Below are 19,517 nucleotides of genomic sequence, written 5' to 3'. Positions count from 1 at the left end.
GGCTGGGTAGGGTTGCCGCGTGAGCGAGCGGGTGGTGCCTACGTTGTGGGCGGGCGCGCTCGCGGTGCTGATGCTGGGGCCGGCGCTGGGGTCGGGGTTCGTGCTCAGCTACGACATGGTGTGGGTGCCGGATCTCGCGCTGACCCGGGATGTGCTCGGGCTGGGATCGGGGTTGCCGCGGGCGGTGCCCTCGGACGCCGTCATCGCGGTGCTGGACGAGATCGTGCCGGGTACGGCGCTCCAGAAGCTCGTGCTGGTGGGGGCGCTGGTGCTCGCCGGCGCGGGCGCCGCGGAGCTGGTGCGTGAGCGCTCGCTCGCCGCGCGGCTGGCGGTGGTGAGCCTGACCGTGTGGAGCCCGTACGTCGCCGAGCGGTTGTGGATGGGTCACTGGCCGATGCTGCTGGCCTATGCCGCGGTGCCCTGGCTGGTGCTGGCCGGCCGTCGTCGGACGGCGGGGGAGCCCGGCCCGATCGGGCGCAGCCCGGCGTGGATGCTCCCGGTGCTGCTCGTCGGGAGCCTGAGCGCCAGCGCCGGGATCGTGTCGGCTGCCGCACTGCTCGCGACCGGCCTGCGCCGGGGCCGGCACCCGGTACGCCTGCTCGCGATGGTGGCCGCGGTCAACGCGCCCTGGCTGGTCACCGGTCTGGTTCACGCGGCGGAGGCGGCCGACGCCACCGGGTTCGAGGTCTTCGCGCTGCGAGGCGACGCCCTGCCCGCCCCGCTGGCAGCCCTCACGCTCGGCGGGATCTGGAACACCTCGGTGGTCCCCGCGAGCCGCGAGGACTGGCAGGCCTGGGTGGCCCTGGTGCTCCTGGTGGCGCTGGTCGCGGCCGGCCTGAGGCGGTGGTGGACCTCCGACAGCCAACGCGCCGCGATCCTGGCGCTGTGGGTGGCCGGGATGGCGGTCGCGGTCGTCGGCTGGGCCGCCCCGGCAGTGCTCGACGCACTGGCGCAGGACGTCCCCGGTCTCGCGCTGCTGAGGGACAGCAGCCGCCTGCTTCCCCTGTGCCTGCCGCTGCTCGTCATGACCGTCGGCACCGGGGTCGACGTGCTGCGTGAGCGGCTTCGCGGCACGGCACCGCGATGGGCCGCCGCGTTCGTCGTGGTCCTCGCCCCGATCGCCGTGCTCCCCGACGCCGCCTGGGGCCTCGCCGGGGGCATCGGCACGGCCGACTACCCCACATCGTGGCAACGTGCCGGCGCGGCGCTGGCCGAGGAGACGGCACCGGGGGACGTACTCGTCCTGCCCTGGTCCGCCTACCGGGCCCCGGCCTGGAACGGACATCGCCCGGTCCTCGACCCGCTGCCGAGGATGCTGCCCAGGGCGAGCGTGATCAACGGCGACCTCGTCATCGGCACGACCGAGATCGCGGGCGAGGACCCGCGTGCGGCCGCGGCCGCCGAGGCCCTGGCCGCACCGGACCCCGAGGCGCGGGCGGCCGAGCTGAGCCGCCTCGGGATCGCGTACGTCATCACCGACCGCACCGCGGGCGCAGCGCCGCAGGTGGCCGGCGAGACGGTCCAGGACGGCGGCGGTCTGCTCCTGCAGCGATTGCCGGGGGAGGCGACCCCGATGGCCGGGGACACGATCGGTCCGGTGACGCTGACGGCGGTGGTCCTGGCGTGGGTGGCGTACGGCCTGATCTGGCTCGCAGCCACAACATCAACAGTTCTGCTACTGATCAGTATTGTTCGCCGGCCGGCTGTTAGAGTTCGCCGCTAGGAGAGGGAGGTCACATATCCATGGGCAACATCATTGCCATCGTCGCCAGCATTCTTGTCGGCGGCGGAGTCGCCGCAGCGACCATCGTCGGAGTCGTCACCAGCAGCACGGACAACACCGTCGAGAATCCTCCGAGCGTCTCTGAGTCGACGGTTCAGTACGGCACCAACGACTGAGCACGACAAACTGAACGGGGCCCGGCGGTGATCCGCCGGGCCCCTTCTCCGTCCTCAGGACGACAGCTCAGTCCGCGCCGACCACGTGCCCCTGCAGAGCGGAGGCGAGCACGGCGTTGAAGTTGAGCTGGCTCTGCTCCCAGGTGTGCTTGCGCGCGTGCCAGCGGGCGCCCTCGGCCAGCTCCTTGCGGCGGATCTCGTCGCCGAGCAGGTGGTCGAGCGCGGCCACGAACCCGGCCTGGTCCTCGACCAGCACCCCGGACTCGCCGTCGTCGATCGACTCCGTCGTGCCGCCCGCGTCGCGGAAGGCGACGGTCGGGGTGCCGTGCTGCGCGGCCTCGGTGACGACCAGGCCCCAGCCCTCCTTCAGCGACGGTAGCGCCATCAGCCAGGAGCGCTCGTAGACGGCTTCCTTGTCCTCTTCCGAGACATGCCCCAGCATCTCGACGAAGTCCTCGGCCCCCACCCGGGAGACGTACGCAGCCAGCTCGTCGGCCCACCAGCCGCCGCCCACGATGCTCAGCCTCAGGTCCGGGTACGAGGCGCGCAGCGCCACCGCCGCGTCGACCGCGAGCTCGACCCGCTTGTGCGGCACGAGCCGCCCGACGACACAGATGGAGGGGTGCTCGGTCTTCGCCGGCCGGTCGCTCAGCGCCGGCGCGGCGCCGTTGTGCACGACCGCGACCCGGGCGGGGTCGACGCCGAGCGTGGCCAGCTCTGCCCGGGTGGCGCGGGAGACCGCGACGTACTGCTTGCGACGGTAGAGCCGCGGCGCGAGCCACGACTCGACCCACCAGCCGATCCGCCCGGACAGCCCGGGGTAGACGACCGGCCACTGTTCGCGGTGGACGTGGTGGACGAGCACGGTGACCGGCGCCCGGGTGCCGAGCGGGGTGAAGAACGGGAGCCCGTTCTGCACGTCGATGACGGCGTCGACGCGGCCGATCGGGCCCAGCCGGCCCAGCGCCAGCAGCAGCACGCCCCACAGATAGATGCTGAGCTTGCCGCCGCGGCGTACATAACGAATGCCGTCCCGCGACTCACGAGCGAGCGCACCCGGGTAGGCCGCGGTGAAGACCGTCACCCGCGCCCCGGCCTCGACCAGTCCGGCGGTGATCTGGTGAAGGTAGTGCTCGGCCCCACCGGCCTCAGGGTTCTCAGAATCGCGCCAGCTGAACACAGCCACATGGCCGCCGTTCAGCTGCGCTCCCTCGTTGGCGCGCAAAATACGGTGCTCCCCTGAATCTCGCAGTTCCCCGCTGCTGAGTGCTCCCTCCCCAGGGGCAACGCAGTTACTGGAGAGTAGGACATTTCGTGATCAAATGCACACCCGTTGGGGTAATCGGTTAGGGTTCCCGCCGTGCCGAACCTCCTCGACTCCCAGCGCGACGCCGCCGCCGGCAACGGCTGGAAGGCGACGCTGGGACGCTCCGTGCGTCTCTTCAGCGACTTCCGCGTCGAGCAGACCGATCCGGCACGCTTCTACACGGCGCTGGCGGCCGACTCGGTCGGCCAGCTGGCCCACTACACCGACGGCGAGACTCTCGAGGGCACCGTCCTGCTCGACGTCGGCGGCGGCCCGGGCTACTTCCGCGACGCCTTCATGAGGGCCGGCGCGACCTACCTCGCGCTCGACGCCGACGCGGGCGAGATGCAGGGTGCCGGGATCGTCGCGGAGGGCAGCATGCTGGGCGATGGCATGCGGCTGCCGGTCCGCACCGGCTCGGTCGACGCCTGCTACTCCTCCAACGTGCTCGAGCACGTCCCGACCCCGGCCGCCATGCTCGACGAGATGCTCCGGGTCACCAGGCCCGGCGGGGTCGTCTTCTGCTCCTACACGCTGTGGTGGGGCCCGTGGGGCGGCCACGAGACCAGCCCCTGGCACCTGCTCGGCGGTCGCTTCGCACGCCGCCGCTACCTGCGCAAGCACGGCCACGAGCCCAAGAACAGGTTCGGCGAGTCGATGTACGCCGCGACCGCCTCTGCCGGGCTGCGCTGGGCGCGCGCCCAGCGCAGGGCCGGCAACGCCGAGATCCTGGCTGCGGTCCCGCGCTACCACCCGGCGTGGGCGGCGTGGCTGATGCGGGTCCCGGTGGTGAGGGAGGTGCTCTCATGGAACCTCCTGCTCGTGCTGCGCAAGACGTGACCCCGGACCCTCCGAGTCCCACGTCAAGGCTGAGGATCGCGGCGTACGTCGCGATCCTGACCGCGATCACCTTCACCCAGGCCCCGGGCCGGATCGTCGCGGACACCAAGTTCGACCTGAGCGCCGACCCGTGGGCCTTCCTGGCCCGGGCGCTGAACATGTGGGACGCCCAGGGCGCCTTCGGCCAGGTACAGAACCAGGCGATCGGCTATCTGTGGCCGATGGGTCCGTTCTACGGGCTCGGCCAGCTGGCGCAGCTGCCGGAATGGGTGATCCAGCGGCTGTGGTGGGCGCTGCTGCTCAACCTGGCCTTCCTCGGTGTCTTGATGGTCGCCCGGGAGCTGCAGCTGGGGCGGCCGTGGGCGCAGGTCGCGGGTGCCGCCGCGTACGTCCTGACGCCACGGGTGATGACGATCCTGGGCGCCAACTCGGCCGAGCTGTGGCCGACCGCGGTCGCGCCGTGGGTGCTGCTCGCCGTCATCCGAGCCAGCGGCACCACCACGACGAAGGACCTGGTGCGCTGGTGCGCCGTGGCCGCACTCGCCGTCGCCTGCGCGGGCGGCGTCAACGCGACCGCGGTCTCGGCGGTGCTGGTCCCGGGCGTGGTCTTCCTGCTGACCAGGACCGGCGCCCGGCGATTCGCCGCGCTGGCGCTGTGGGGCGTGTTCACCGTCCTCGCCACCCTGTGGTGGACGATCCCGCTGGTGCTCCAGGGCCGCTACATCCCGCCCTTCCTCGACTACATCGAGACCGCCGCGGTGACCGCCTCGACGACCGGCCTGCTGCCGACGCTGCTCGGCACCTCCGACTGGGTCGCCTACGCCGACCCGATCTACTACCCGGCCGGACAGAGCCTGCACGCCACGCCCTACCTCGTCCTGGACGCGGCCGCCGTCGTCGCGATCGGGCTGGCCGGGCTGGCCGGGGTGGGCCGGGCACGCCGCCACCCGGAGACGAGGTTCCTCATCGGCTGCGTGCTGGCCGGCGTCGTCCTCGTCGGGATCGGCTACACCGGCGCGCTGGCCGGCTGGGGCGCCGAGGCCCGTCAGGACCTCGTCGACGGTGCCCTGGCCGCAGTGCGCAACAGCCACAAGTACGACGCCGTGCTCCGCCTCGGGCTCGCCGCCGGGGTCGTGCTCACCGTCGAGACCATCCTGTTCCGCGCGGAGCTCGCCCGAGCCTCGGCGACGAGCTCCAAGTCGGCGCAGTGGCTGCGCAGGGTGTTCGTCATCGCCGTGGTCGCCTCCCTGGCCGGCCTGGCGGTGCCCTGGGTCCGCGGCCAGGTGCCGCCACCCGGGTCGATCGAGAACGTGCCCAGCTTCTGGACCGACGCCGCCGACTACCTCTCCGAGAACGACGACGGCGGGGTGACGCTCGTGGTCCCGGCGGCCAGGTTCGGCGACTACCTGTGGGGCAGCACTCACGACGAGGTCCTGCAGCCGTACGCCGACTCCCGCTGGGCTGTACGCGGCGTGGTGCCGCTGGCCGAGCCCGGCAACGTCGTCTGGCTCGACCGGGTCACCGAGGAGATCGAGCGCGGCACCCCCAGCGCGGACCTCGCGCCGATGCTGGCCAAGGCCGGCGTGACCCGGCTGCTGGTGCGCAACGACCTGCACTGGGGCACCACCGGCGCCCCGCCGCCCTCGCTGGTGCACGCCACGCTCGCCCAGTCACCGGGGCTGACCCCGGAGGCGAGCTTCGGTGCCGAGTTCGGCAACACGACCTATCACCGCGAGAAGGGCACCCGCGTCCTCGTCGACGGGGGCCTGGCGGGGGAGTACCCGCCGATCGAGATCTACGAGGTCGACGGCGCCGAGTCCGGCGCGACCCTGATCCCCGCGCGCACGACCGTGATGGGCGACCCCGGCGAGCAGGCCAGCGGGGCACCGGCGGTGCTGACCGCCGACGACACCCGGTCCTCCGCCGAGGAGGCCGAGGAGCGGGCCGACGTCATCCTGACCGACGGCCAGCGGCGGCGTACGACCCTCTTCTCCGGTGTCCGCGCCAACTCCTCCGCGACCCGCACCGCCGAGGAGGGCGTGGACTCCGACAAGCCCGAGAGCTTCCACCGCTACCTGGACGACCAGGAGCGGTGGCAGAGCACCGTGGTCTGGCGCGGGGTCGAGGCCGTGGAGGCCTCCAGCTCGGCGGCGACCCCCGACGAGGTCCCGGTCGACCGCGGCCGGGCACCCGCGGCGGCCCTGGACGGCGACCCCGACACCGAGTGGCGCACCGAGACCGGATGGGGGCACAACCCCGAGGGTGCCTGGCTCCGGGTGCGGTTCGAGGACGAGACCGACCTCGGCAAGGTCACCATCACGCTGCCCGACAACGTCGTCGGGGTCGAGCGGCTCGAGCTCGTCGCCGGCGCCCAGATGCGCAAGGTCTACGCCCCGCAGCCGGGGGAGGAGGCGACGTACGACCTGACTGGGTTCAGCGCGCGCAACCTCACCATCACCGCTCGCGGAGCGACCGCGTACGGGCCGTGGGGGATCAGCGAGCTCGACATCGAAGGCGTCGACGCCCAGCGCCTGGTCGCGCTGCCCGAGCCGCCCGACGATGCCACGATCCGCAAGATCCGGCTCGGTCGCGACACCGACCGCAGCGGCTGCATCGACCAGGGCGGGGTGCTCTACTGCGAGCCGTTCCTGGCAGGCACCGGCGACGACGGCGACGACCTCGACCGGCTCGTCACCCTCACGCGCGGGCAGTCGTTCGACGTGACCGGGACCGTCTCGCTGCGTCGTGACCACGCCTACGCCGAGGCAGCCGCAGAGCTCGCCGGGATCGACATCACCGCCCCGAGCGGCGGTGACATCGCCCAGTCGGAGATCGCCATGGCCGACGGCGACGAGGGCACGTCGTGGCGGGCTCCGTCGACGGACCCGGCCGACATCACGCTCGAGCTGCCCGAGCGGCAGCGGATCAGGTCGCTGCGGCTCGTGGTCAACGACGCCGCCCCCGTCAGCGTACCCACCGAGGTCGAGGTCACCGACCTGCGCCGGCCCAAGCGCACCGTCACCCGCGAGGTCCGCGCGAACGGTGCCGTGGCGGTGCCGGGCGGCTGGCGTACCGACCGTCTCCGGATCCGGATCACCGAGACCGAAGCCGCCTACGACCAGCCCTCCAGCATGGCCGACGCGACCGAGCTGCCCGCCGGCATCTCCGAGCTGGAGGTCAACGACCGTCCGCTCGGCGACGGGACGCTCCGGGCCGGCTGCGCCGACGGGCCCCGCATCCGCGTGGGCGAGCGGGTGCTGCGTACGTCGGTCCACGGGTCGCTCTCCGACCTGCTGCGCGGCAGCGAGGTGCCGCTGAAGGTCTGCGGAACGGCCCCGATCAACCTGACCGCGGGGGAGAACACCCTGCTGGCCGACCCTGTGCAGGCGCTCCGTGTCGACAGCCTCGAGCTCAGCGCGGAGGTGATCGCGGACGCGGAGTCGCCCGAGGCGGTCGAGGTGGAGCGCGACGAGCGCGACGCCGCGGTCTCGGCGACGGTCTCTGCCGAGGCCTACGACCGGGTCCTCGTGCTCCCGCAGAACATCAACACCGGCGCCACCGCGACCCTGGACGGCAAGGCCCTGCGCGCCCAGCGGGTCGACGGCTGGCAGCAGGGCTGGATCGTGCCCGCCGGCACCGGGGGAGAGGTACGTTTCGGCTTCGCGCCCGAGGACACCTACCGTGCCGGGCTGCTCGCCGGCGCCGGCGGCGCGGCGCTGGTCCTGGCGCTCGCGCTGGTGACCTCATGGCGCCGTCGCGGCACCCCGCCCAGTCTCGAGCTGTTCCCCGAGGCCGCCCCGTGGCGCTGGTACGACGGTGGCGTGCTCGTCCTCGTCGCCGGTCTGCTCGCCGGCTGGTGGGGTGCCCTGGCCGCCGTGGTCGCCTGGCTGCTGCCGCGGGTGACGGGCCGCAGCCCGGGACTCGTACGCCTCCTGGCCGCCGGGTCCGGCGCGGCGCTGCTCGCCGGAGCCCTGGCCGTCGAGATCCTCCCGACCGCCTGGGACCTGCCCTGGGACCCGCCCGCCTGGACGGCTCAGGCGCTCTCGCTGGTCGCGGTCGTGCTGGTCACCGCGGCCGCCTCGGTGACACCGGGATCCGGGACGGAGTCGGGCCCCGGCCGCCGCTCGGGTCTGCGCCCGGAGGGACGCCAGCCGCGCAGCCGCATCACCCGGCGCTCGAAGAAGACGTAGGACAGCGCGGCGACCGGGATGGTGACCGCGACCGTCATCGCCAGGACCGTCCAGAAGCGGTCGTTGAAGGTGCCGAACCCGAGCAGCTCCATGCCCATCAGCAGCACGAACATGTGGATCGAGAAGACGCCGTAGGAGATCTCGCCCAGCGCGCTGGGCACGGGGCCGGACAGCCAGCGACGTACGGGCCCTTCGAGCTCGGGCCCGAAGACCAGCGGGAAGATGACGCACACCGCGACCGCGCCGTAGAGGACGCACTTGAGCGCCGACTCGGCCGGCGTCGGCGCGTCCACCAGCCCGGTCGGGCCGGTGATCGGGGTGCAGGCCGCGACGAAGAGCCCCAGCGCCAGCAGCCACCAGCCGGCCAGGTCGCGCGCGGCCGCGTCCAGCCGCGCCCGCATGCCCGGGTCGACCGAGCAGGCCGCGAGCGCGGTGCCGGCCAGGAACCACGGCAGGTAGGCCGGCAGCCACTCGGCCGCGAACGGCTGCTCGAACCAGGTCCGGGCGCCGGCGGCGAAGGCCACGCCACCGATCGAGAGCAGCAGCGAGCCGATCAGCACGCGGCGTACGTCCAGGCGGTTCCGCGGCGTCAGCAGCCGCACCACCAGCGGAAGCGCGAGGTAGAAGGCGACCTCGGTGCACAGGCTCCACATGTGCGCCAGGCCGTAGGCGTGGGTGTCCTGGGTGTAGATCTGGGTCAGGGTCAGGTTGGCGATCCAGCCACCGACGCCGACGTCGGAGTTCTCGGGCGCGGCGAGCAGGCAGACGGCCACGACGACCCAGTAGAGCGGCAGGATCCGCAGGGCCCGCTTCCACAGGTAGCGGCCGGTGCTCGGCGGCGCAACCCCGGCGGCGCTGGCCGCGAACCACGGCCTGGCCAGCAGGAACCCGGAGACCACGAAGAAGAGCGCCACGCCGAGGTCGAAGTGGGCGAGCATCGCCCCGGTCCACCCCTGCGGGTAGCGGCCGGTGTGGAACCCGACGTGGGTCAGCACCACCATCAGCGCCCCGACGGCGCGCAGCGCGTCGAGCGTGAGGAACCGGCGGTCCAGGTCGCTTCGCGCGGCCATCAGCCGTCCTCCTCAGGCCCCGAGATCGGGTCGCCGAACGGCACCACGCTGCCGACCTCGATGCCACCCAGGCACGGCTTCGACCCCGGCGTCAGGCTCTGGAACCCGATGGTGTCGAAGCGTCCCTCGCCGGTGCGCAGGTAGAGGCTGCGGAACCCGGGCTCGACGTCGACCTCGTAGGAGTGGTCGCCGGCGGTCACCCGCATCCGTCCCGCGTCCCTGTCGGCGGCCACATAGGCGATCCGGACCCACCACCCGGCGCCGTCGACGCCACCGTCCAGGCTCACCTGGAGGGGCGTCTGCCGTATCCGCAGAGGGCACTGGTCCAGACTCGGCGTCGGGTCGACAGCGCCGACCGAGCGTCGCTCGGGATCGACGGCGGCCGGGCGGATGTGGCCGTCCTCGTCGACCAGGTAGAGATTGTCCGTGCTGGCGCGGGGGAACGCCATCTTCTCCGAGAGCGGCCGCAGCACGCGGCTCACCTGGTTGTAGGGGTGGGACGCGCCCCAGACCATCCACTCCGGCACCGGCCCGTCTGCCATCGGCAGCGGTTCGTCGACCTCGGCGAGGTCGGCGCGGACGGTGTCGATGTAGCGCCGGGTGTTGTCGTCCGCGTGCCAGCCCTGGGCGTAGGAGTAGGACGAGAAGAGCCCCAGCGCCGTGACGATCGCGGCCGCGACGGCCACCCGCCTGGGGTCGTCGAGGAACGGCGAGGTACGCCTCGGGGTGAGCGTCTCCACCGCCCCGCGCAACGGCAGCGTGGCCAGCGCGAGCGCCATCGCGGTGACCGCGATCGTGTCGGTGAGGTAGCGGTAGGCGAGCGCGATGTCGGCGCCGACCCCGCCGGCCCGGATGGCGGTGATCAGCGCGATGTCGAGGACGAGGATGCCGCCGACCAGCCACCACGCCCGCAGCGCGATCGAGCGCGTGCGGGCGAGCTCGTAGGTCAGCAGCGCCAGCACCCCGACCGCGAGCACCGAGACCACCGCCCCGGGCTCGGCCCAGCCGGCAGAGTTGCCCTCCAGCCACGTCCAGCGCAGCGGCCCGCCGACCACGCCCGGCGCCCACGACTCGAACAGGAACCGCTGCGCGACCAGCGCGAACCCGTTGGCGTCGGAGGCTCCCGTGGCCTTCGACGATCCCGCGCCCAGCGCGAGGTAGGCGACCGCGGAGCCGATCGAGACGACCCCGTAGAGGAGCACGCCGGGCAGGTAACGGCCCAGGATCGTCCGCATCCGGGACAGGATGTCACCGGTGGCGAACCAGCCCAGCGCCAGCACGGCGTAGGGCCAGAACAGCAGCATCGCCTTCTCGCCGAAGGCGATGGCGGCCAGCGTGATGAGCATCGTCAGCAGGGCCCAGCCGAACCGCCGCGTACGCAGGTAGTTGAGGTGTGCCCACGACCCCCAGAAGATCGCAGCGAGGAACGGCAGCTGGGTGATCCCGGGACCCCAGGACAGGAAGGCCGGCAGGCTGATCGAGGAGAACAGGAACAGGGCCAGCGGCGGCAGGATCCCGCGCCGCTTCCCGAACGCGGAGCAGAGGAAGACCAGCGCGCCCAGGTTCGCGATCGCCTGCAGCACGAGCAGCTCGGCGGCCGGGTAGGCCCACGCGTAGGGGTCGAGCGAGAAGTTCCAGGCCGTCAGGGCGAACGCCCCCGGCATCAGGTGTCCGGCGAAGCCGTGGAAGAGCAGGTCGGCCGAGAGCCCGTCCGACATCAGCTTCGACATGAAGTTGGCGTCGTCGAAGCGGTACCACGAGCCGCTCAGCGCCCAGGCGCGGAAGGCGAGCTGGGCCACGATCAGGACGAGCGCGGTCGCGACGACATTCCTCGGAGTCGTCAGGAAGCCGTCGGCGGCGGGCGCGTCAGCAGGCCCGCCGGTGTGCCCGGCAGCGGTGGTGGTGGGGTCGGGAGTGGACACGAAGAGGAAGTGTCGCACAGCAGTTTGTGACCCGTTGCACACCTATCCGGGTATTGCTGCTACGGTTCGCGGATCGAGGGGGGAACTGAGGCCTTGGGAGGGGCAAAAACATGCGAAGAGTGATTGGTTACGTCTTCTTGCTGGTCGGCGCGTTTGCGCTGGTCGCGGCCGCGGTAGCGGGCTTCTGGGGTCGGGACGCCGCGGCGACCGTGCCGCTCAACGTCGACACCACGACCGTGCTGGACGGCACCGCCAGCGGCGCGCTGGCCAAGTCGGATACCCCAGTTCCGGTGAAGTACACCCGGACCACCGAGGCGGCGCCGAAGGACTCGACCGACGACGTGGTCGTCTTCATCGAGGCCGGCTGCATCGTGATCCAGGAGGACAACCCGCCGCCCTGCCTCGACCCCGAGCAGGACGAGCGCGCGGTGCTCGTGACCACCCGTGCCTACGCCATGGACCGCAAGACCTCCGAGGTCGTCGAGGACCAGGCCAAGTACGTCGGTGAGGAGCAGGCCGTCCCCGGGATGAAGGGCCTGGCCGGCAAGTTCCCGTTCGACACCCAGCGCCACGACTACGAGTACTGGGACGGCACCCTCGGCAGCACCATCGTCGCCACGTACGTCGACGACGTCGAGATCAAGGGTGTGAAGACCTACCAGTACGAGGTCAACGCGACCTCCGACGACGCGATCCTCTCGCCGGGCGACGACGAGGAGACCGACACCGAGGACGACGTCCGGGGCACCTACGAGGCCACCCAGACGATCTACGTCGAGCCCACCACCGGCTCCTACATCGACCAGAGCGCCACCCAGAAGATGGTCACCAGCAGCGGCCTGGTGCTCGTCGACGCCGAGATGAGCTACTCCGACAAGACCGTCTCCAAGAACGCCGAGGACGCCAAGGCCAACATCGCCCAGCTCAACCTGATCGGCACCTGGATCCCCGTCGGCGGCGTCGTCCTCGGTCTGATCTTCCTGCTGATCGGCCTGTGGCTGGTCCTGCGCGGTCGTAAGCCCAACGGTGGCTCCCACGCCGCCGCGGACGACCGCACGCTGGTCGACGCCTGAGCCTGCTACCCGCGACGAAGTCGCGGGTAGCAGGCTCAGGGATCGAGCGGGTCGAGATCCACCCACCAGTTACAGGTAGTCAGCGCCGAAGATCGCGGTCCCGGGGGTCAACAGCCCCCGGGTCCGAGACCAGCCACCCCAGACCCGCTCGTGGTCCTCGGGCCACTCCGGCTCGACCAGGTCGGTGATCCGGAACCCGGCACCGGCCAGCAACGAGACCCAGTCCCCGAGGGTGCGGTGGTGCTCGACGTACGACACCTCGCCGGTCTCGTCGTCGACCTCGACGTAGGGGGTGCGGTCCCAGTAGGACTGCGCGGCGATCAGGCCCTCGGGGCCGGGGTCGTCGGGGAACATCCACCGCGTCGGGTGGGTGATCGAGAACGCGAAGCGGCCGCCGGGTCGCAGGACGCGCGCGGTCTCGGCGAGCGCGTGGGCGATGTCGCTGACGAACTGCAGTGCTCCGAAGGAGCAGAAGACCACGTCGAAGGAGCCGTCGGCGAAGGGCAGGTCGGTCGCGGTGGCCTGCACGGCGGGGACGACCACGCCGGTCTGCTCGTCGAGGCGCCGGGAGTGCTGGAGCTGACGGCCCGACAGGTCCAGGCCGATCGCGCGTCCGCCCTGGGTGTTCACCCATCGGGAGCACTGACAGGCGCCGGAGCCGAGCTCGAGCACGTCCTTGCCGCTGACGTCGCCGAGGATGCCGAGGTCGGCCTCGGTCAGGCCCTCCGGGCCCCAGACGAACCCGGCCTCGCCGAGGAACGGTCCGTGGGTGGCCTGGTACTCGTCGGCGTACCTGTCCCAGTCGGGGCCGTTGGCGTGACGGGACTCGGCCTCACTGACCGTACGCCGCTCCGCTCTGACCACGGGGCCGATGGTGTCGATGGTTTCGATCGCGCCGAAGGGATCGATGGGCGCCTCCGGTCGAACGACCGGGCTGATGGCTTGGTCCACGTCTACAGGGTAGGCCCAGCGCGGTGACGCCGACAGTTGGACGGGGCCTGTGACGGGAGCGTAGGCTAAGAAACTGCGTCTGAAGTCTGCCCAGGTCCCAGACCTAGTGGACCTTGGCTTGCTACCTCGGCTGCCGGCTCACACCGGGTGACGAAGCCTGTTGTGCTGGTGCCGGCGAGGGGCTGCCGACCTGAGATCTCAGACGTGTGTGACCCGACGATATCTGTCCACCCAAGGAAACCACCTCCCTTATGACGAGCACGCTCAACATTCCTCTTCCCGACTACGACGCGCCCCAGGTCGCGATCAACGACATCGGGTCGGAAGAGGACTTCCTCGCCGCGATCGACGAGACCATCAAGTACTTCAACGACGGCGACATCGTGGACGGTGTCATCGTCAAGGTCGACCGGGACGAGGTCCTGCTCGACATCGGTTACAAGACCGAAGGTGTCATCCCGTCGCGCGAGCTCTCGATCAAGCACGACGTCGACCCGTCCGAGGTTGTCGAGGTCGGCGACAAGGTCGAGGCCCTGGTGCTCCAGAAGGAGGACAAGGAAGGCCGCCTGATCCTGTCCAAGAAGCGCGCGCAGTACGAGCGCGCCTGGGGCACGATCGAGCAGGTCAAGGAGGAGGACGGCGTCGTCGAGGGCGCGGTCATCGAGGTCGTCAAGGGTGGTCTCATCCTGGACATCGGCCTGCGTGGCTTCCTCCCGGCCTCCCTCGTCGAGATGCGTCGCGTCCGCGACCTGCAGCCCTACGTGGGTCAGACCCTCGAGGCCAAGATCATCGAGCTCGACAAGAACCGCAACAACGTGGTTCTTTCGCGCCGTGCCTGGCTCGAGCAGACCCAGTCCGAGGTTCGCCACGGCTTCCTGACCCAGCTCCAGAAGGGTCAGATCCGCAAGGGTGTCGTCTCCTCGATCGTCAACTTCGGTGCGTTCGTGGACCTCGGCGGCGTCGACGGTCTCGTCCACGTCTCGGAGCTGTCCTGGAAGCACATCGACCACCCGTCCGAGGTCGTCACCGTCGGTGACGAGGTCACCGTCGAGGTTCTCGACGTGGACATGGACCGCGAGCGTGTCTCCCTGTCGCTGAAGGCGACCCAGGAGGACCCGTGGCAGCACTTCGCCCGCACCCACCAGATCGGCCAGATCGTCCCGGGTAAGGTCACCAAGCTGGTGCCGTTCGGTTCGTTCGTCCGTGTCGAGGAGGGCATCGAGGGTCTGGTGCACATCTCCGAGCTGGCCGAGCGCCACGTGGAGATCCCCGAGCAGGTCGTCCAGGTCAACGACGACGTCATGGTCAAGATCATCGACATCGACCTCGAGCGTCGTCGCATCTCGCTCTCGCTCAAGCAGGCCAACGAGACGGTCACCTCGACCGACGTCGAGGAGTTCGACCCGACGCTCTACGGCATGCCGGCGACCTACGACGACCAGGGCAACTACATCTACCCCGAGGGCTTCGACCCGGAGACGGGCGAGTGGCTCGAGGGCTACGACGAGCAGCGCGCGAAGTGGGAGGAGCAGTACGCTCAGGCCCACGCCCGCTGGGAGGCCCACATCAAGCAGCAGCAGGAGGCCGCCGAGAAGGCTGCCGAGGCCGGCGAGGCCACCTCCTACTCCTCGGGTGGCTCGGTCGACGAGACCGTCTCCGAGGACGAGGGCGGCTCGCTCGCCTCCGACGAGGCACTGCAGGCTCTTCGCGAGAAGCTGACCGGCGGTCAGTGAACGCATGAGCTGATGCTCTGAAGCGCACGAATGCCCGGCCCCTTTCGAGGGGCCGGGCATTCGGCATTTTAGGGAAGCCTGGCAGCAGGCAAGAAGTCCGGGTCGACGGCGTGGGACCGGGGCGCGGCCTTGGGGCGGTCGGCGTGGACGGCGACGAACGTGGCGTACGCGGCGACGGCGAGCAGGGCGATGAGGACGATGAGTGCTGTGTTCATGGCAGTAATTCTTCGCTACCAGGTATTCCTGCCACATTGGCAGAAATGCCTAAGTTGCGCGATTTTCTGCCAACTGGCACCCTTCTGAGGTGCTTAGGAACGTGGCTGCGGTGATCTGGGACGGTGTCGCCCCCTTCGAGTTCGGAGTCGTGTGCGAGGCGTTCGGGCTCGACCGGCGCGACGACGGGGTGCCATTGCTCGAATTCGGTGTCTGCTCGCTCGAGCCCGGCTTGGTGCGCTCGAACCTGGGCTTCGGGATCGAGGCCACGTACGGTCTCGAACGGGCCGACGAGGCCGACCTGGTGTGCGTGCCGGCCATGCGCAGGGGCGACCCCGTGCCGCCGCGGGTGGCTGAGACGCTGCTGCGCGCCTATCAACGCGGTGCCCGGATCCTGACCGTCTGCGGCGGGGCGTTTGCACTGGGTGCGGCGGGTCTGCTCGACGGGCGTGAGTGCACCACCCACTGGAAGTACACCGACGAGCTCGCGGCGAGGTTCCCCGAGGCGAAGGTGGTGCCCGAGGTGCTCTACGTCGACACCGGGCAGATCATCACCAGCGCCGGCACCGCCGCCGGGCTGGACGCGTGCCTGCACATCTGGCGCCAGGAGTACGGCGCAGCGGTTGCCTCCGCCGTGGCCCGCCGCATGGTCGTGCCGCCCCAGCGCGACGGTGGTCAGGCGCAGTTCATCTCCCACCCCGTGCCAGAGGTCGACGCCGAGACGCTCGGACCCCTGCTGGCCTGGATCGTGGAGAACCTCCACGAAGACCTTGACGTGGACTCGCTTGCCCATCGAGTGCTGATGTCCTCGCGTACGTTCGCACGCAGGTTCCGCGCCGAGACCGGGGCGACTCCCTATGCCTGGATCACCGCCCAGCGGGTGCGTCGGGCCGAGGAGATGCTGGAGCGCACCGACCGCTCGGTGGAGTGGATCGCGGGCGAGGTCGGCTTCGGCAACGCCGCGGCGCTGCGCCACCACTTCACCCGGGTGCGCGGGCTCTCGCCGCAGGCCTATCGGCGCCGGTTCGCCTGTAGCGACGGCCTCGACTCTGCCATGCCCGCCTAGGCGCTGTGAAGCCCCGACGGCGGCCCCATTAGGTTGGGGCCATGCGCGTAGGACTCACCGGCGGGATCGCCTCGGGGAAGAGCACGGTGTCGGAGCTGCTGGCAGGGTTCGGGGCGGTGATCGTCGACTCGGACAAGATCGCCCGAGAGGTCGTCGAGCCGGGCACCGCGGGGCTCGCCCAGGTCGTGGCCGAGTTCGGGCCCTCGGTGCTGACCGAGTCCGGTGCGCTCGACCGGGCCAAGGTGGGTGAGATCGTCTTCGCCGACGAGGGCGCCCGTGAGCGGCTCAACGCGATCGTGCACCCGCTGGTCGGGGCGCGCTCCGTGGAGCTCGAGGAGGCCGGCCGAGAGGCCGGGAAGCTGGTCGTCAACGACATCCCGCTGCTGGTGGAGGTGGGCTACGCGCCCTTCTTCGACGAGGTGATCGTCGTCGACGTCCCGGTCGAGACCCAGGTCGAGCGGGCGATCGTCCGCGGCATGAGCGAGACCGATGCCCGCGCCCGGATCGCCGCGCAGGCCAGCCGCGAGGACCGGCTCGCCGCGGCGACGTACGTCATCGACAACACCGGCACCCTCGACGAGCTGCGGAAGCGGGTGCAGGAGATCTACGACGCACTCGCCGGAACGTGTTAATGGGTGGGGGTTGCTGACATACTCGGCCGCGTGACTGGGGGCAAGCACACCGATTCAGAGGATCAGCGGCGTCGTCCGAGGCGCTGGATGCGACCGGTGATCGCGGGGGCCGTGCTGGCCCTGGCGGCCGGCGCGGGGGCGGCGGCGGTGACCGTCGGGATGCCGACGCGGACCGACGTCGAGCCGGGCAGGCCGGCCGCTGCCACCACGAAGACCGACCCGAAGGACGACACCACGCCGCTGGCCTGGGGTCCGACGCGCGGAGAGCTGGCGACCGCCCGCGAGCTGGTCGCGGGCTGGAACGAGAAGCAGCTCGCCGGACAGGTGATCGTCGGCCGCTACCATGGCACCGATCCGGCCAAGGCCGCCAAGATGGTGCGCAAGCTCCACCTCGCCGGGGTCAGCGTGACCGGCGAGAACGTCGTCGACGAGGCCCAGGTGCGCGAGACCACCGCCGCGGTCTCCCGCGCGGTGGCGGCCGACGGCCGCACGTTCCCCGCGGTGATCGGCGTCGACCAGGAGGGTGGCGTCGTCTCCCACCTGCGCGGCGTGGCCACCGAGTTCCCCGAGTTCGCACGCACGGGGGACGCCATCGAGGCCAAGCCGCGCAAGGGAGTCACGGTCACGACCGAGGCGGCTCGGACGACCGCGCTCGAGCTGCGCGACCTGGGCTTCACCTGGGCGTTCGCGCCGGTCGCCGACGTGACCGTCGGCGCTGCCGATCCGACGATCGGCTCGCGCTCCCCGAGCGAGGACCCGAGGATCGCCGCGACGGCGGTCTCCGCGGCCGTGCAGGGCTACAACGCCGCCGGTCTGGTCTCCACCACCAAGCACTTCCCGGGCCACGGCGCGGTCACCGGTGACACCCACCTCGGGCTCCAGGAGCTCGACTTCGGGAAGAAGAAGCTCAAGCGCCGCGACCTGGTGCCGTTCGACGCCGCGGTGGACGCCGGCGCGCCGGCCGTGATGATCAGCCACGTCGACGTCAAGGCCGTGGCTCCGGGCAAGCCGGCCAGCATGGCGGCCCCCATCTACGACCTGCTCCGCGACGACCTCGGCTTCGAAGGCGTCGCCGTCACCGACTCGCTGGGCATGGGTGCCGTCACGACCACCACCAAGAAGCCCTCGGTGGCCGCCCTCGAGGCAGGCGCCGACCTGCTGCTGATGCCGGCCAACTCCAGGGCCGCCCACCGCAGCGTCGTCAAGGCTCTCCGTTCCGGCCGCCTCGACCACGCTCGCGTCGAGGACGCGGCCGCCAAGGTCGTGGCCATGCAGATGTGGCAGCAGCGCATCGCCGGCGCGGTGCCGGTGCCCGGTGACGTACGCGAGCAGGCGGAGCGGGCCTCGACGGCTCTCTCCGAGGCAGCCTCCGACGGCTGACACCCTCGCCGGCCGGTTCATGGCACCATCGGTGCATGAGCGTGGTGCTGCACGTCGACCTGGACCAGTTCATCGCGGCGGTGGAGGTGCTACGCAGGCCCGAGCTCGCCGGGAAGCCGGTGATCGTGGGCGGGCGCGGTGACCCGACCGAGCGGGCGGTGGTCTCGACGGCCTCCTACGAGGCTCGGGCGCACGGGGTGGGCTCCGGGATGCCGCTGCGGCTGGCGGTGCGCAAGTGCCCCGAGGCGGTGCTGCTGCCGGTCGACCACGCGGCCTACGACGACGCCTCCGCGGGCGTCATGGACACGCTGCGGTCGCTGGAGTGGGGCGGCGTACCGGTCCTGGTCGAGGTTCTCGGCTGGGACGAGGCGTTTCTCGGACCCGGCCCCGGCCACGGCGACCTCGGCGATCCGGCGGCCTTCGCCCAGGACGTACGCGACATCGTGCTCGAACGCACCCGGCTGCGCAGCGGCGTCGGGGTCGGTGACAACAAGCTGCAGGCGAAGCTCGCCACGGGGTTCGCCAAGCAGCGGGTCGACGGTGCCCTCGCGCGTGAGGCCGGGGCGGGCGGCCACGAGCCCGGTCCCGATGGCCAGCTGCGGGGGACCGGCGTCTACCGGATCACGAGGGACTCGTGGGACGCCGAGATGGGCCACCGTCCGACCGATGCGCTGTGGGGGATCGGGGCGAAGACCGCGAAGCGGCTCGCCGGGCTCGGGATCGAGACGGTCGCCGATCTGGGAGCGGCCTCGGCGGAGCGCCTGGCCGCCGAGATCGGCCCCACGACCGGCCCCTGGCTGCGTCGCCTGGGCCGGGGCGCCGACACCAGCCCCGTCGACCCCTCGCCTTGGGTCGCTCGCGGCCACGGCCACGAGGAGACCTTCCAGCAGGATCTCGTCGAGTGGCCCGACATCGTCGCCGCGACCCGCCGCCTGTGCGGTGAGTGCCTCGAGGACGTACTGAAGGAGGGCCGCCCGGTCACGCGGGTCGAGATCAAGGTCCGCCTCAAGCCGTTCTTCACCGTCACCCGTGGCCACAAGCTCCCCGAGCCCACCCTCGACCGTGATCGGCTCGCCGACGAGGCCGAGGCACTCCTCGAGCGCGTCGAGAAGGATCGCCCGATCCGCCTCATCGGCGTACGTCTGGAGATGGCCCCGCCGCCCGAAGGTTACTGACCGCCGAAACCGCAGTCATGGAGACCGAGTCAGCAGTTTTGGGCGACGAAACTCCACTTTCGTCGCC

Annotated in this window: 14 protein-coding genes and 1 pseudogene; 10 read left to right on the top strand and 5 right to left on the bottom strand. The window is 71.3% G+C overall.

Going from position 1 to position 19,517, the window contains the following annotated elements; genetic code table 11:
* The first annotated feature begins 19 nt into the window (after positions 1-19).
* Both ABZ796_RS12360 and ABZ796_RS12355 read left to right on the top strand, forming a co-directional pair.
* Positions 20-1,723: a hypothetical protein gene (locus ABZ796_RS12360; RefSeq protein WP_357337193.1), complete on the top strand. Its 1,704-nt coding sequence runs from the start codon at positions 20-22 to the stop codon at positions 1,721-1,723.
* A 20-nt stretch (positions 1,724-1,743) separates the two neighbouring features.
* Complete coding sequence (locus tag ABZ796_RS12355) at positions 1,744-1,899, top strand: hypothetical protein (protein ID WP_160024268.1); 156 nt, start codon at positions 1,744-1,746, stop codon at positions 1,897-1,899.
* A gap of 67 nt (positions 1,900-1,966) precedes the next feature.
* On the opposite strand, the gene ABZ796_RS12350 is transcribed toward ABZ796_RS12355, so the two are convergent.
* The gene (locus ABZ796_RS12350; protein ID WP_357337192.1) at positions 1,967-3,085 is read right to left on the bottom strand and encodes a glycosyltransferase family 4 protein; all 1,119 of its coding nucleotides are present in this window, start codon (positions 3,083-3,085) and stop codon (positions 1,967-1,969) included.
* Positions 3,086-3,259: 174 nt separating this feature from the next.
* On the opposite strand from ABZ796_RS12350, the gene ABZ796_RS12345 reads away from it, so the two are divergent.
* Together ABZ796_RS12345 and ABZ796_RS12340 are read left to right on the top strand one after the other, a co-directional pair.
* Positions 3,260-4,045: a class I SAM-dependent methyltransferase gene (locus ABZ796_RS12345; protein ID WP_357337191.1), complete on the top strand. Its 786-nt coding sequence runs from the start codon at positions 3,260-3,262 to the stop codon at positions 4,043-4,045.
* Positions 4,012-6,081: pseudogene (locus ABZ796_RS12340) on the top strand (alpha-(1->3)-arabinofuranosyltransferase family protein); the annotation flags it as partial. The gene ABZ796_RS12345 and the pseudogene ABZ796_RS12340, both read left to right, overlap by 34 nt.
* Before the next feature lie 1,997 nt (positions 6,082-8,078).
* Here the strand turns inward: ABZ796_RS12340 and ABZ796_RS12335 are convergent.
* On the bottom strand, positions 8,079-9,305 hold the full coding sequence (locus tag ABZ796_RS12335; RefSeq protein WP_357337190.1) for an acyltransferase: 1,227 nt from the start codon (positions 9,303-9,305) through the stop codon (positions 8,079-8,081).
* Positions 9,305-11,227 (bottom strand): hypothetical protein, encoded by a 1,923-nt coding sequence (locus ABZ796_RS12330; protein ID WP_357337189.1) that lies wholly within the window; start codon positions 11,225-11,227, stop codon positions 9,305-9,307. Before ABZ796_RS12330 ends, ABZ796_RS12335 begins: the two co-directional genes overlap by 1 nt.
* A gap of 110 nt (positions 11,228-11,337) precedes the next feature.
* Between ABZ796_RS12330 and ABZ796_RS12325 the strand changes: the two genes are divergently transcribed.
* On the top strand, positions 11,338-12,300 hold the full coding sequence (locus tag ABZ796_RS12325; protein ID WP_357337188.1) for a porin PorA family protein: 963 nt from the start codon (positions 11,338-11,340) through the stop codon (positions 12,298-12,300).
* A gap of 69 nt (positions 12,301-12,369) precedes the next feature.
* Here ABZ796_RS12325 and ABZ796_RS12320 read toward each other — a convergent pair whose 3' ends face one another.
* A complete protein-coding gene (locus ABZ796_RS12320) occupies positions 12,370-13,251 on the bottom strand; it encodes a class I SAM-dependent methyltransferase (protein WP_357337187.1) in 882 nt (293 codons plus the stop codon).
* A 251-nt stretch (positions 13,252-13,502) separates the two neighbouring features.
* On the opposite strand from ABZ796_RS12320, the gene rpsA reads away from it, so the two are divergent.
* Positions 13,503-14,984 (top strand): 30S ribosomal protein S1, encoded by a 1,482-nt coding sequence (gene rpsA, locus ABZ796_RS12315; RefSeq protein WP_008361841.1) that lies wholly within the window; start codon positions 13,503-13,505, stop codon positions 14,982-14,984.
* Between the two features lie 68 nt (positions 14,985-15,052).
* On the opposite strand, the gene ABZ796_RS12310 is transcribed toward rpsA, so the two are convergent.
* On the bottom strand, positions 15,053-15,199 hold the full coding sequence (locus tag ABZ796_RS12310) for a hypothetical protein (RefSeq protein ID WP_357337186.1): 147 nt from the start codon (positions 15,197-15,199) through the stop codon (positions 15,053-15,055).
* A gap of 89 nt (positions 15,200-15,288) precedes the next feature.
* Here ABZ796_RS12310 and ABZ796_RS12305 point away from each other — a divergent pair, with 89 nt between their 5' ends.
* The 4 genes from ABZ796_RS12305 to ABZ796_RS12290 are packed head-to-tail and all read left to right on the top strand — an operon-like array spanning position 15,289 to position 19,450.
* Positions 15,289-16,263 (top strand): helix-turn-helix domain-containing protein, encoded by a 975-nt coding sequence (locus ABZ796_RS12305; protein WP_357337184.1) that lies wholly within the window; start codon positions 15,289-15,291, stop codon positions 16,261-16,263.
* A gap of 41 nt (positions 16,264-16,304) precedes the next feature.
* Complete coding sequence (coaE, locus tag ABZ796_RS12300) at positions 16,305-16,895, top strand: dephospho-CoA kinase (protein WP_357337182.1); 591 nt, start codon at positions 16,305-16,307, stop codon at positions 16,893-16,895.
* 30 nt (positions 16,896-16,925) lie between these two features.
* The gene (locus ABZ796_RS12295) at positions 16,926-18,275 is read left to right on the top strand and encodes a glycoside hydrolase family 3 N-terminal domain-containing protein (RefSeq protein WP_357337180.1); all 1,350 of its coding nucleotides are present in this window, start codon (positions 16,926-16,928) and stop codon (positions 18,273-18,275) included.
* A gap of 35 nt (positions 18,276-18,310) precedes the next feature.
* The gene (locus tag ABZ796_RS12290) at positions 18,311-19,450 is read left to right on the top strand and encodes a DNA polymerase IV (protein ID WP_357337179.1); all 1,140 of its coding nucleotides are present in this window, start codon (positions 18,311-18,313) and stop codon (positions 19,448-19,450) included.
* Positions 19,451-19,517: the final 67 nt, after the last annotated feature.

It is taken from the genome of Nocardioides sp. NPDC047086, assembly GCF_040643685.1.
Taxonomy (GTDB): Bacteria; Actinomycetota; Actinomycetes; order Propionibacteriales; family Nocardioidaceae; genus Nocardioides.
Note: the sequence above shows the minus strand (reverse complement) of the source record. Positions and strands in the feature narration are given on the sequence as shown.